The organism is Alkalihalobacillus phoenicis, from assembly GCF_047302405.1.
GTDB lineage: Bacteria > Bacillota > Bacilli > Bacillales > Bacillaceae_D > Alkalihalobacillus.
In genome coordinates this window covers 2,660,538-2,673,394 of sequence record NZ_CP154853.1, presented here as the reverse complement: position 1 = coordinate 2,673,394, position 12,857 = coordinate 2,660,538, and the positions used below count along the sequence as shown (strand labels likewise).

At 37.6% G+C, this 12,857-nt stretch carries 13 protein-coding genes; 8 read left to right on the top strand and 5 right to left on the bottom strand.

Features of this window, described 5'->3' with window-relative positions:
• Positions 1-6 precede the first annotated feature (6 nt).
• Positions 7-717 (top strand): DUF3784 domain-containing protein, encoded by a 711-nt coding sequence (locus AA0017_RS12770; protein WP_413374904.1) that lies wholly within the window; start codon positions 7-9, stop codon positions 715-717.
• Between the two features lie 572 nt (positions 718-1,289).
• On the opposite strand, the gene AA0017_RS12765 is transcribed toward AA0017_RS12770, so the two are convergent.
• Positions 1,290-2,165 carry an AraC family transcriptional regulator gene (locus tag AA0017_RS12765; protein ID WP_413374902.1) on the bottom strand — a complete coding sequence of 292 codons (876 nt, stop codon included), beginning with the start codon at positions 2,163-2,165 and terminating at the stop codon, positions 1,290-1,292.
• Between the two features lie 329 nt (positions 2,166-2,494).
• Between AA0017_RS12765 and AA0017_RS12760 the strand changes: the two genes are divergently transcribed.
• Both AA0017_RS12760 and AA0017_RS12755 read left to right on the top strand, forming a co-directional pair.
• On the top strand, positions 2,495-3,007 hold the full coding sequence (locus AA0017_RS12760) for a GNAT family N-acetyltransferase (protein WP_413374900.1): 513 nt from the start codon (positions 2,495-2,497) through the stop codon (positions 3,005-3,007).
• Between the two features lies 1 nt (position 3,008).
• Positions 3,009-3,863 carry an aminoglycoside 6-adenylyltransferase gene (locus AA0017_RS12755; protein WP_413374898.1) on the top strand — a complete coding sequence of 285 codons (855 nt, stop codon included), beginning with the start codon at positions 3,009-3,011 and terminating at the stop codon, positions 3,861-3,863.
• A 97-nt stretch (positions 3,864-3,960) separates the two neighbouring features.
• Here AA0017_RS12755 and AA0017_RS12750 read toward each other — a convergent pair whose 3' ends face one another.
• Positions 3,961-4,731, bottom strand: a complete 771-nt coding sequence (locus tag AA0017_RS12750) for an alpha/beta hydrolase (RefSeq protein WP_413374896.1) — start codon at positions 4,729-4,731, stop codon at positions 3,961-3,963.
• A 138-nt stretch (positions 4,732-4,869) separates the two neighbouring features.
• On the opposite strand from AA0017_RS12750, the gene AA0017_RS12745 reads away from it, so the two are divergent.
• The 3 genes from AA0017_RS12745 (at position 4,870) to AA0017_RS12735 (ending at position 6,942) form a co-directional block, all read left to right on the top strand.
• Positions 4,870-5,409 (top strand): RNA polymerase sigma factor, encoded by a 540-nt coding sequence (locus tag AA0017_RS12745; RefSeq protein WP_413374894.1) that lies wholly within the window; start codon positions 4,870-4,872, stop codon positions 5,407-5,409.
• Between the two features lies 1 nt (position 5,410).
• On the top strand, positions 5,411-6,250 hold the full coding sequence (locus tag AA0017_RS12740) for a hypothetical protein (RefSeq protein ID WP_413374892.1): 840 nt from the start codon (positions 5,411-5,413) through the stop codon (positions 6,248-6,250).
• Between the two features lie 182 nt (positions 6,251-6,432).
• Positions 6,433-6,942 carry a hypothetical protein gene (locus AA0017_RS12735; RefSeq protein WP_413374891.1) on the top strand — a complete coding sequence of 170 codons (510 nt, stop codon included), beginning with the start codon at positions 6,433-6,435 and terminating at the stop codon, positions 6,940-6,942.
• A gap of 997 nt (positions 6,943-7,939) precedes the next feature.
• Here the strand turns inward: AA0017_RS12735 and AA0017_RS12730 are convergent.
• A complete protein-coding gene (locus AA0017_RS12730) occupies positions 7,940-8,383 on the bottom strand; it encodes an N-acetyltransferase family protein (protein ID WP_413374889.1) in 444 nt (147 codons plus the stop codon).
• Positions 8,384-8,644: 261 nt separating this feature from the next.
• Between AA0017_RS12730 and AA0017_RS12725 the strand changes: the two genes are divergently transcribed.
• Both AA0017_RS12725 and AA0017_RS12720 read left to right on the top strand, forming a co-directional pair.
• The gene (locus AA0017_RS12725; protein WP_413374887.1) at positions 8,645-9,556 is read left to right on the top strand and encodes a hypothetical protein; all 912 of its coding nucleotides are present in this window, start codon (positions 8,645-8,647) and stop codon (positions 9,554-9,556) included.
• Positions 9,557-9,577: 21 nt separating this feature from the next.
• The gene (locus AA0017_RS12720; protein ID WP_413374885.1) at positions 9,578-10,336 is read left to right on the top strand and encodes a hypothetical protein; all 759 of its coding nucleotides are present in this window, start codon (positions 9,578-9,580) and stop codon (positions 10,334-10,336) included.
• A gap of 49 nt (positions 10,337-10,385) precedes the next feature.
• On the opposite strand, the gene AA0017_RS12715 is transcribed toward AA0017_RS12720, so the two are convergent.
• Both AA0017_RS12715 and AA0017_RS12710 read right to left on the bottom strand, forming a co-directional pair.
• Positions 10,386-12,107, bottom strand: a complete 1,722-nt coding sequence (locus AA0017_RS12715) for a S26 family signal peptidase (protein ID WP_413374883.1) — start codon at positions 12,105-12,107, stop codon at positions 10,386-10,388.
• Positions 12,104-12,619: an RNA polymerase sigma factor gene (locus tag AA0017_RS12710; protein ID WP_413374881.1), complete on the bottom strand. Its 516-nt coding sequence runs from the start codon at positions 12,617-12,619 to the stop codon at positions 12,104-12,106. Before AA0017_RS12710 ends, AA0017_RS12715 begins: the two co-directional genes overlap by 4 nt.
• Between the last annotated feature and the right edge of the window lie 238 nt (positions 12,620-12,857).

The following is a 12,857-nucleotide window of genomic DNA, read 5'->3' as shown; positions in this document are numbered from 1 at the left end:
AAAAAGTTGGCATTATTTATTATCATTTTATTATTAGCAGTCATGTTTTTTCTTTTCGCCTATTTCATTTTAAAAAAGCAATACTACGGATTAATATCGGGGTTTTGGGCTAAGCCTGAAGAAGAACAAAAGATGTTGATTGAGCGTGGATACCCTCAAGCAACAGGCTGGATTATGTTTAATTCAGGGCTGATTTTACTTGTTGCTGCTCTTTTGTATTTAGTTAAGGTTCCTTATGTACTAGAGCTTTCATTAGTCGTCATGTTCATGTATATGTTCGGTCATTTACTAGTGGTTAATAAAATGGAATCAAAAAAAGTAAGAAAGCGTAATTTTTATATTTTGATTGGCTCAATTATCTTGATTGTTGGAATTTCCGCAACCGCTTTTATCCCGACTCATTTAACGGTAACAGAGGATGCGGTAAAAATTAGTGGTATGTACGGAGTGACTTGGGAATTTGATGAAATAACGACGATTGAAAAAGTCGATTCACTGCCAACGATCAATATGCGTACAAACGGGATTTCGGTTATGGAACGTCGTGTTGGGCATTTTCGTTTAGAGGAATTAGGCGGAGGACGTTTATTTTTACAAAGCTTGAAAGGACCTTTTATATATATCGAAAAAGGAGACGATTTTCTATTTATTAACGGAAAAGAACCAAGCATCACCAATGAATGGTTTACAGAAATGGAAAATGGATTAGCTAATTGATAAAGGTGAATGTCACTTATCCATTAAAATTTAAATTACTTAGATTGAGCACCTAAAAAATATAGGTGCTTTTTTTATTGGGTGAGGAAATTACGGGAAGAGATTGGTGGAGCAGTTGGTAAAATGGATTTTTAGGGCAAAAATGAGGGGGAGTTAGAGAGATTGTCCAATAAAGTGAGTTTCTAGGACATAGGCGAGGAGGAGTTAGAGAGATTGTCCAATAAAGTAAGTTTCTAGGACAAAAGGCGAGGAGGAGTTAGAGAGATTGTCCAATAAAGTGAGTTTCTAGGACAAAGGCGAGGAGGAGTTAGAGAGATTGTCCAATAAAGTAAGTTTCTAGGACAAAAGGCGAGGAGGAGTTAGAGAGATTGTCCAACAAAGTGAGCTTCTAGGACAAAAGGGAGGAGGAGTTAGAGAGATTGTCCAATAAAGTGAGTTTCTAGGTCAAAAGGCGAAGAGGAGTTAGAGAGATTGTCCAATAAACCAAGTTTAGAACAAAATCTAGTTAGACAAAAATGACTCAAACAAATAGTAAATGAGAAACGAAAGATTTCTCATTTACTATTTGTTAATTAAATCTCTCTCTTTATTACTGGAATCCAAATTTCACTTTTATAGTTTGGTTTACTCATGTCTTTGTCTTCGTTCCATAATATTTCGGGTCCACCTGTTTGTTCGTATTGGGATGATGGAAACCATTCGGAATAAATTCTGGCCCAGACATTTTGCAGTGCCTCTGGAAATTTACCGACTGCCGTAAAGATGACCCATGTCTGGGCGGGAACTTCGAGTTTATCGGCAGTGATTGTCACTTCATTTGTTGTCGCTGCGCCAATATAATGATCTAACTCACTGTATTCTGAAGTTCTTTCGCTAAAATTCGTTGAAGCACTAATGAGTCCTGAAGGTTCGATGTTTGAAAGGCTTTTCCATTCCTCTATTTGTTCCATCGTTAAGCTTAACCACATTTTCTCAATTTCTGGATTGACTCCTTCATAAATAAGAGGGACTCTTTTCTTTAAACCAACAATTTGAAACGCTTCTTTTTCTTCGATTCGATATTGCATTTCACTTCCTCCTTTAATCGTTAATTGGAAGGTCATTTGTGGATAAGCTTTTAATAAATGGCCATTTTCTTTTACTTGGGAAGGCAAAATCCCATGTAGTTTTTGGAATGCCTTTGTAAATGAATCGGGTGATTGATATTGATAGGTCATCGCCACATCGATTACTTTGAAATCAGCGTTTAATAGGTCAAATGCAGCTAAGGTTAATCGTCTTCTCCGAATGTATTCAGATAAAGAAACGCCAGCTAAAGACGAGAACATCCTTCTAAAATGATATTCCGAACAATAAGCTAACTTAGCGACCTTGTTCACATCAATTTCCTCTGTGATATGGTCTTCAATATATTGTAATGAGCGATTCATTTGCTGTAAAAAATCCATCTATATGACCTCCTTATCAATAACTTAACAAAAAGTGGTGTGGGCAACCCGATATTTCTTGCCACAAGTTCACGGATCCGTACAATCGTCTGAGAGTGAACTGTAAATATTTAGTATAAATGATTCTTTTTTTATAGTAAAATAAGGAAAAGAATTCTAATGATGCGAAAGTGGGTGTGTGACGATGGCTAGCAGAAAACGAAAACATGATCATTGGTTTTTGGATTTGCTTTTTTACGTGCCAGAGCTTATTATCCTACCAATTAGATTGCTAGGAAAGGCATTTATGGGTGTAGTTCGTTATTGGACTTAAAAGGTGGTTTTAGAAGATGTATCAATTACAATTATTAACGCAAGAGGACGAAAAGAAACTATTTGAGTTTGAAAAAGAAAACCGAGTTTATTTTGAACAAATGGTTCCGGAACGGGGTCATGATTATTACGATTATGCTATTTTTCAAAAACGCCATGCCGCTTTATTAGCGGAGCAGGAACAGCAACAATCCTATTTTTTCTTGATTAAAGATGAATATGGGCAAATTATTGGACGAATGAATGTAACGGATATTGGTGAGCAAACAAAAAGTGGTGAAGTCGGTTATCGGATTGGCGAACGATTTGTTGGAAGAGGGCTTGCTAGTTTCGCACTTAAACTACTCATAGCTAAAGCACCAAGTTTTAATCTTAAACAATTAACGGCAAAAACGACTTCCAACAACGTGGCCTCCCAAAAAATTTTAGAAAAAAATAATTTCAATAGAGAAGCAGATGGAAAAGAGTCTTTTTTATTTAAAGGGGAGATCGTTCATTTCGTCTACTATCGGTGGAAGGAGAAATCATAACTTGAGAACAGAAGAGGAAATGTTGGATTTAATTTTGAAGGTTGCGAAAGAGGATCAGCGTGTGCGTATGGTCGGATTAAATGGTTCGCGGACAAACTCGCATGCGCCAAAAGATATTTTTCAAGATTATGATATCGTTTACCTTGTTAGTGAAATCGATTCCTTTTTAGAAGAGGAGCAATGGGTTGATGTCTTTGGCGAGCGAATCATTATGCAAACACCAGAGGATATGGCGATGTTTCCGCCACAGCTAGGAGCGCGCTTCTCCTATTTGATGTTATTCACTGACCATAACCGTATTGATTTAATGTTAATACCAATGGAAGAAAAGGAAGTCTATTTAAAAGAAGATGGATTAATAGAGGTATTATTAGATAAAGATGAGCCTAGTCGGAAGTTAGCACCACCAACGGACGAGGAGTATTGGGTCAAAAAACCTTCAGACGCATTTTACCAAGATTGTTGTAATGAATTTTGGTGGGTGACGACTTATGTGGCCAAAGGACTATATCGAAAGGAAATTTTATATGCTCAGGAACATCTGAACCAAATTGTCAGGTCAATGCTTTTAAAGATGCTTAGCTGGAAGGTTGGTGTTGAAACCGACTTTTCGTTAAGTGTTGGGAAGTCGTATAAGTATCTAGAGAGATATGTAGATGACGATACATGGCAAAAAATAATGAAGACTTTTGCAACAGGTAACTATGAAGAGGTTTGGCGTGCTTTATTTGTTACTTGTGAGTTGTTTCGTGAGACCGCATTATTTGTTGGGGAATCGTTACAATATACATACGCTAAAAAGGAAGATGAAAGTGTCTTTGCTTATTTAAATTACGTATATGAGTTAGAAAAATAGAGAGAAAACTGTCCCGTAAAGATCATTCAATTGACTTTATGGGACAGTTTTTTATAAGGGAGTCACCATTGCAATTTGGAGACAAGATTCTTATTCTCTACCATTTTTCAATTGGCAACCATTTCAATACATCTTGAATCATCATATCCCAATAGCCCCATTCGTGTGAACCAGGTCCGAAGTGGACATGAAGGGGATATTCTTTTTGTTCACAATGTTGTTTGAAACGGACATTATCTTCGTATAAAAAGTCCTCGGTACCACAGCCTAAATAGAGAAGGGGCCGATTTTTGTTATGAGCTTGTTGGGCAATTAAAGCAAAAAGATCGGCATTAGTGCCAGTTGGGTCTTTATCACCGAAGATTAGCTTGAACTTCTGATCGTCGTTTCGGATCACTCTTGTTTGAATGTCGACAGAGCCGGACAAACTAGCGGCGGCACAAAATTTTTCGGGATGGTTAAGAGCTAACTTGAACGCTCCGTATCCCCCCATGGATAAACCTGCTACAAAATTATCCTCGCGATGACTAGACAAAGGGAAAAAAGAACGAGCAATTTGAGGGAGCTCTTCACTAATGAATGTCCAATATTTTTTGCCGTATTCCATATTACTATAAAAGCTATGGTCGACTGCGGGCATAACAACCGCAATTCCCGTTGATGCGACATAACGTTCAATCGATGTTCTTCTTGTCCAAATGCTGTGGTCATCACTAAAACCATGTAATAAGTAAAGGGTTTTATGTTTTTGGCTATGTAGATTATTTTTCATTCCGATTTGGGTATAGGTTTGTTGGGGTAAAATCACCGTCATCGAAGTACTTAATTGTAATGTTTCTGAAAAAAACTGGCATTGAATCAGAGCCAAAAGTGATCATCCTCTCTATATTATCGATAGTTTTATTTTAAATGAACTTGTTAGGGCTGAAAATAGTAAAATGAAGCGAATCTCTTTTGAGAAAGGTTACGTCTTATATAATGACTAACAAAGAAGAAGGTGAACTAGATGGAGGATGAAGCCTTAGTTAAACAAATTTTAGCTGGGGACGATCAAGCTTTGAGGATGTTGTATGAACGTTATTTTCAGCCGATTTTTCAATACGCTTTTATCCAAACGGGAAATTATCATGATGCTGAAGAGATCACTCAAGATATTTTTAGTAAAATGGCAAGAAATTTGCATACTTTTAAACAAGACTCAAGCTTTAAAACATGGTTATATTCGATCGGACGTAACGTTGTGATCGACCATCACCGCAAACAAAAGCGGCATAAACAAGTGATTCCTGTACCAGGAAGTGATATGGAGGCAATCAAAAGAGAGAGTGTACAAACGGCAAAAACGAATAAACGATTGGATGAAGTTTTAGCGTACTTAAGTCAGTTACCTGATGATTATCGTACAGTGATACAACTTCGATTTATTGATAATTTTACACTCCAAGAAACGGCTCATATTATGAAAAAAACGTTATTATCCGTTAAATCCCTCCAGCATCGAGCAAAAAAGCAATTAACTGCTGCGGTAGAGAAAGGAGGGCTATAAAATGTCTTTTTCGAACGGAAATGAACGAGATCAGGTGGAGACAATGGTAAAAGAAATTCAAATAGAAGCGAAGGGCGATTTTAAAGAAAAGACATTTAAGCTCTTACGAGAAGAAGTAGAGGTTGCTCGTCAAAAGCAGGCAAAAAAACCGAAATGGCTTCAATTCCTTCCAGCATTCGGAATCGTTTCAAGTGTAATAACCGTTTCTGTGATTGCAGCTATATTGATCGTAAGTAGTGGTGGGGATGAACCAATAGGGATAGCTGGGGATGATAAAGGGGAGGCAGAAGTAGAGACAGAAAGGGAACCAGAAGTAAATGAATCTATTGAAGAGGATTTGTATGGTTCATCAGATCGAGAAGCAGAAATGGTCATGGAAGTTCAAGTAGAAGGAATGACTGACGAGAGAGTTTATCAACTTTTAGATCATGAGCAGTTTCCGTTTTCTACGTATTATTCCGCTGAGTTTTGGCAAAGGGGAACAGAGTTTGAAGAGTATTATAAGTCACTTTTTATTTATTCTAATATTGATCCAGAAACGAAAATTGAAGTGGCTTTTTATGAGGCAGATGAGCTAACTCAAGCAGAAGCTTTGTTTGAGCAGTTGATTTTAACTGAATTTGAGCAAATAGAGGAAGTGACCCCACCTGAACAAGCGATCAAGAAGGTGAAAATCAATGATAAAAACAATTATTCTACATCCGCCACATTGTATGAGAGTCAAGGTTTTTATTTTTCGATTTATGAATCTTCAAGAGGGGATTTCTGGGATGGGTGGAGCACTAATTATGAAGTCTTGATTGAAGAGTGGCAATGGAAGTCAGATGGAAGTGGGTTATGATAGTACCTTTAATACTCTAGTTCTATTTACTGAATGGGGAGCTATTAACTTATTTATTATTAAGTTAATGGCTTCTTTCTTTTTATTTACATGGAGGTTTTAATGTTCACAAAATGTTCACTTATGTGAAGGGCATCTTTTTCGCTATACTTTCAAAGTACAGAAAAGAAGGGATGATGGAATTGCCAACTACTAAGAAAGAAAGTCTTTATTTTGGATTAATGATGTGTTTTGGAATGGTCATAGGAATGACTGTTTATAATTTATTTTTGAATGATTTAATCGGGATTATATCCTTTCAAGGAATAATCATTCAGTTATTAATAGGCTTTATTTTTGCCTTTTTACTTGAATCTTTTATTGTCGGACCTATCACACATAAAATCGTGTCTTCAATACTTTATGACAGAAATCATAAACTTTTAATGGTTTTATTCACGTCTATTATAATGGTAACTGGAATGGTTACTTTTATGTCTTTATATGGGTTAGGGACGTTTTATTATTATAATGGTTTAGGGGATGCTTCGTTTTTCCAACACTATAAAGTGATTGTTTTCCAGAACTTTATTTTTGCTTTACCTCTTCAACTTATCATTGTTGGACCTATTGTCCGCTTTTTATTCGTAAAAATGGTTAAAAAAGCAGAGGATCTGGAAACAGAAGCAGCGAAACTAAAACTCATTAAGTGAGCATTATTAAAAAAAGACAGTCATATAAGTCAATTTGACTTGCAGGCTGTCTCTTTTTATACGATGTAAGTCAAACTAATGATGATTTTAATAGTTAATAACTCCACTTTCGCATCGAGAAAATCCGTTCAACTAGTTGGCCGAGCGAAAGGGAATCTCTTAAACAAATGCCCTTGACACGTTTGAAAAGCGAGAACGTACTATCACACCAAACGGATAAACTGCGCATCAAGAAAAAATATACAATGTACAATGCCCTCCGGCGGTCGCTCCCAAACAGACACTCCGCGTCCTTGCCGAGAACCTCATGAGCCTCCTCAGCGTTCACGCTTGCGGGGTCTCATTGGACGGTTTATTCCTGCGGGAGTCTCCGTGTCTGTTTGTCCGCTAGATAATGGAATCGAATCTAGGTTCAGTTTTCTCATGGAATAAAAAAATAGTCATGACTTCAAAGTACATTAGCTTGAGAATGATTTTTCTCTTTCAATAACCAACAAAGTGAAGAAGAAGGTCCTTCTGCGTTAAAAATAGCTAATTTGGAAAGAACCATATCATCAAGCCTCTCCACGACACTTAGCGAACAAAACCATACGGAGACTCCCGCGGGAATAAACCGTGGAGCGAGACCCCGCAAGGCTTGCCGAGGAGGCTCGCAAGGTTCCCGCAGGACGCGGAGTATGGTTTTGGGAGCGACAGCCGGAGCTCTTAATTTTACTGCACAGTTTCCTTCAACAGCCTACGAAGAGAGGTGTTCAGACTGTCAACGATTGAACCGTCCATGTAAAGTCAATTTGAGTCTTGTATCTCCCTAAAATCAATCTCTATCAACGGTTAAGAGTCAATCATACTCTGCGAAAGTTGAGTTAATAAATCGTAACTTTAACAAGAGATGTTTAGATGGAAGAATGGATTATGAGGAGCATATTTGTTACAGTTCGAGCACGACATAGAATGGTATTGCTCAAACGAGTTACATGATTAAGAAAAACTCAAAAATTTATGTTAGATATCCAATCCAATTCCCTTTTGTTGCTCCCATTTTTTGATAGAAGGTTTGGGCATTGTGATTATCAGAAGAGGTAATCCAAGACATGTAGGCATAGTTATGGTCTCTAGTGTACGCTTCGCAAATTTGGAATAAATCTGTTGCAATCCCTTGCCCGCGGTAGTTTTCTAAAATGAATAAATCATTCATAACCGTTACGGGTGCGACTCTTAATGTACTATAAGTAAAATAGAGTGTCGCAAAACCAACAAGTTGAGAATCTTTGATGGCGACAAACTGAACACCGATCTCTTTTTGAGAAAGCTTTAAAATAAGCTCTTTTAAGTGAATTTGGTTTGGTTTAGGCTGTTTATAGAAATCAACAATATAGGACTCCAAAAAAGGCAAGAGTTGTGAGAGATCTTTTTTTTCGGTTGGACGAATGATGATTGTCAATTTTGTCAGCTCCTTTTCCAAGGAAATAGTGTGTTCAGGCTATGAGGTTCTCGTCATAAGCCATCAGTCATAAATGCCAAGAAGAGTTCTCTAGCCAAAGGAACAACACCTTAGGAAACCTTTAATGTGAACGTATACTTATTGACTTGATTGATCAAGTGAATTGTCAGAATATATCCTAGGATTTACAAAATAATAAAGAAAAGTATGATAAGATAACAGTATGTATGTTCGTATCTGGAAATAGAGGAGAGTGATTTCATGAAAAGGCTAACGACAGAACAGTTTCGTTTAGCAGAGCAATTTATTCAAACGCATGCACGCCCGCTTGATCAGGCGTTATTTCATTTTTACTTTCATAAGCGTAAAGCTCATTCGGTGATTCGGGAACTCGCTAAATTTCAAAATGAGGATGGTGGTTTCGGACATTCATTAGAACCTGATTTTCGTTTGGAAAAATCGTCAGCCTTAGCAACAACAGTGGGATTACAGTACATAGTGGAAGTCGGGGCAACAAAAGATGAACCAATCGTACAAAAGGCGATCCAATATTTAATGGATGCATTTATTCCGGAAAAAGATAAGTGGCAAATCGTCCCTTTAGAAGTCAATGACGTTCCTCATGCCCCGTGGTGGGAGATGGACCCAACTAAAGAATCACATAGTTTCGCAAATCCTGGGGCAGAAATCGTTGGCTATTTTTATCGCTACCGTGAGCTAGTGCCTGAACGTTTATTAAAGAAGACGACAGAGCTTGCTTTAAAAGAGCTTCAAAATTTGCCAATTGAAATGGAGATGCATGATTTTTTATGCTATCAACGTTTAGTAGAATTGATAGACAGTGAGGAAAAAGAAGAGATTGAACAGAGGTTAAGGAAGTCGGTACGAGAAATCGCAGTTTTAGATCCGGGTGGATGGGAAGGTTATGGCATTCAACCACTTCAAATCGTCACCTCACCTGAATCCCGCTTTGCTGACTTATTAGAGGATGAGTTGCCTCTCAATCTTGATTTCGAAATAGAACGTCAAGGTGAGGATGGCAGTTGGGCTCCAACATGGTCATGGTTTGGCAACTATGAAGATGTTTGGCCGATTGCCGAAAAAGAGTGGAAGGGATATTTAACAGTCAAAACACTGAAGTTGTTAGCTGATTTTGATAGGATAGAGAGATAAGTCGTTATGGAAGGTGATTAGATGAGAGAGGAGAAAGCCGGCAAAAAATTCTTACAAAAATTGATTGGGGCTAGTTTTTCGATTTCAACTTTCTTGATTTTTATGTTGGTATCGGTTGAATTTAATTTATTTAAATATCACCAATTGTTAACGACTCCATGGTTTTGGATTTTGTTTTTTTGTTATGGGATTTTGAGTTCCTATGCGATTGACTGGATTTCAATGAAATTTAACGATTATACGAGATGGAAGGAAATGGTTTGTTATATCGTATTTGGCTATTTGATTTTTTTAATACTGTCTCCAAATGTATATGGATTTATAGCAGGTACGGTTGGGGCGTTTTTTTCACTATTATTTTTAGTAGCTAAAAAGAAATTCCGTTATGAGAAGCGTTTAAGCGGGCTTGTTTTTATTGTGCCGCTCATTTGTTTGTTAATGGTTCCATTTGATTTTACAAAGAAAATCGGTTGGACTGAGGTAAAAGCGGGCTCCTTTGTGGAAGTGCAATATGACTATTTGAATGGAGAACATCTCATTCCGGTAACGGGTCAACAAGATGACGAGGTCTTTTTTAAAGTTGAGCATCAATTTGAAGAAGGAAAAAGCCACGGTGTATCGGTTTATGATAAAAATGGAGACTATGCCGGCATGAATTCACACCAACGGGATGAATATATATTTAGCATCCAGTTTCCCGAGGAAGCGACCAAATATATAGTTGTCAGAGCGATAGAAGGGCGTAATGGTCAGGCTAGGGTTGAGTGGTGGGAGGAGTGAAGAGATAGAGGAAACAGCAAACATTTTAAAGTGTTTGCTGTTTCTTCTATCAAGGGTTATAGTTTTCTTGAATGATTCCAAACAAATACCATTCATCCTCATATTTTTCAAAAACAAAACGAAGACGTTGCCAATTATATTCGAAATGTTCACCGTAACCGTTTGCGTCATAATCTACATAAACCGCATTAGGGAAAAACTCATGAATTGTATTTATTTTCCCACCTGTTGGTCTATGAGTATTAAATATCACTTCATCGTAATCATATCGATGCTCACCCGAGTGAAAAAGGTGATTGTCAACAAAATCGTTTATGTTCATGATATACATATAACTCGTGGCTCCGTTATTTCCCCAGTAATAGTCAATGGATAAGTCGAGATTTTTTAAGGTCTCTCTTGTTAAAATGACTTCTTGGTTTTGAGGGAGGCCAAAGTTCGCATTATTAGAAAAGCTTAGATGACGTGTTGGATGAACCAAGTCTGCCAGTTGTTCATACTGATGATTTTTTAATTGCTCGAACGCTGTGTCGGCAAGGGTTAGTACCGTCTCTTTGTCGGAGTCTGTTACTCTGACGATGTTTGCTGAGTCATTATCGTCTTCGATTTTACTTAATTCAGATGGTTCAACTACCAATGAAAATGGATACTCTCCGTCGGCATTAAACTCCCTATCTATTATTTGAATAGATCCTTCAAATAGAAAGCCTTCTTCCTTTTGTTTTTCGGAAAAAGGAGTATAGAAGGTAGCGTATACCTCAGCTTGTTCTTCATTAAGATGCTTTATTTTCATATTACGAAGTGAAGCAGGTTCACTATCAATACTTTCATTTTTGACAGAAAGAGTGAATGGAGGAGGCTGCTCTCCGTTCATTTCTTCAGGGTAAAAATTATGTGCATTTTTATTTAGAAGGAAATGAATGGATAGCTGTTCATTTTCAAATTCAATAATAGGTAATGGTTTGTTTTCCTTTTGTTTGATTGTTTGATTTTCCTCGTTTTCATTGGAGACAGGGAGGTTTGCCACAGCTGCATCTGAGTCCTTATAACCTTCAGCAATTCCAATTATGTCATGGCGAGAAACGACACCTTGACTACCTCTGAACCAATCATCGCCTGCTAGGAAAAATTCATTGTCCCCTAAAATTATTTCGTCTAAATTTGTACGAAACATCTCTTGCATGCCCTCTTGATTGACAGTGACTCCATCTGTATTTTCGATCATTTTGAAGTATTCGTCTTCATTGCGTCCTAATCGAAGGACCGAACCATAAAACGTATCTAATCGTTTATCGTTTATATAGATTTGTCCTTCGATGATTTTGAGTGTTTCCCCAGGCAAACCAATCACTCGAGAAAGGGTATCGTATTCACTATTCCAATCATGATAAACGACAGTGCCACGCTTTAAGTCTGCTTGATTAAAGTGAGGGTTAATAAGCACGGTTTTGTCATAATAGTCATGATTGCCACGGTCCATAGAGTCAGACATATAATGTATCTCGATCATATCCTCTGTTTGCTGTACGTAAGGTGCTATAGGCTCTGTCACTTCATCGGTAATGGTCGCAACTGTTCTCATATCCTCGTTAAAACTACTCCAAACGACAAATGAAAAAAGGGTGAGTACAGCGGCTGAGGCTAAGTATATCCATATTTTCGGGGGCTTTTTCACTTTTGATTTTAACGCTTGCTCATTGGCTTCCATCCAAATTTTATGAAAATCTGGTTCTTTGATTTGGTGATTTTTAAATTTATCCTCTATTGTCATTTCATCCCCTCCGATCTAATCTCTTCCTTTTTTTCGGCGTATCTTTTTTTGAACTTTTTGGTGCCTTTATGGAGGCGAGATTTAACTGTACCGAGTGGGATTTTTAAAATACTAGCTATTTCATAAAGGGAGAGCTGTTGGAAATATCTTAAAACAAAAACGATTCTTATTTGTTCAGGGAGCTCAGCTAGTGCCTTTAATAATTCATCATCTGTTTCAGCGTCGATCACTTGTTTTCCGATATCAGCGTCGCTAGAAGGAATGCTTTTGAAAATTTTCGATGAATGATCGAATGGGAGCATTTTTTTCTTTCGTAAAAAACTTTTGCACTCATTCATCGTCACTCGAATGACCCAATATTTAGGTTCCAATATGTGTTGGAAATCGGTTTGCAACACTTTCGCAAAAATATCCTGTGTTAAATCCTCAGCATCTTGATAATTTTTCACCATATAAAGGCACATTTTGAACACATCAAGTCGGTAGTTTATATATAGTTTTTGATGATCCATAAGACCCCCCTGTCGTTTTTAGAAGCCACTGATAAAGAAGGATTCTTTGACTAAAGCAGAAGTAACTTCAGCCAAAGTTATTTGCTAATAGATGACCCTAATCGTTTTTTTGATGACCAAAACGAAGCGAGCGGAATGCCCGGAGACTCCTGCGGGAATAGTGAAGGACGGGAGACCCCACAGCGTTTAGCGAGGAGGCTCCCGGTTCAACCGCTATTGCTGTGGGCATGCAGCTCGC

Bases quoted from the DNA above. Each gene is read 5' to 3' on its own strand.
- AA0017_RS12765 (WP_413374902.1), bottom strand. From the start codon at position 2,165: ATGGATTTTTTACAGCAAATGAATCGCTCATTACAATATATTGAAGAC.
- AA0017_RS12760 (WP_413374900.1), top strand. From the start codon at position 2,495: ATGTATCAATTACAATTATTAACGCAAGAGGACGAAAAGAAACTATTT.
- AA0017_RS12745 (WP_413374894.1), top strand. From the start codon at position 4,870: ATGGAGGATGAAGCCTTAGTTAAACAAATTTTAGCTGGGGACGATCAA.
- AA0017_RS12740 (WP_413374892.1), top strand. From the start codon at position 5,411: ATGTCTTTTTCGAACGGAAATGAACGAGATCAGGTGGAGACAATGGTA.
- AA0017_RS12725 (WP_413374887.1), top strand. From the start codon at position 8,645: ATGAAAAGGCTAACGACAGAACAGTTTCGTTTAGCAGAGCAATTTATT.
- AA0017_RS12720 (WP_413374885.1), top strand. From the start codon at position 9,578: ATGAGAGAGGAGAAAGCCGGCAAAAAATTCTTACAAAAATTGATTGGG.
- AA0017_RS12715 (WP_413374883.1), bottom strand. From the start codon at position 12,107: ATGACAATAGAGGATAAATTTAAAAATCACCAAATCAAAGAACCAGAT.
- AA0017_RS12710 (WP_413374881.1), bottom strand. From the start codon at position 12,619: ATGGATCATCAAAAACTATATATAAACTACCGACTTGATGTGTTCAAA.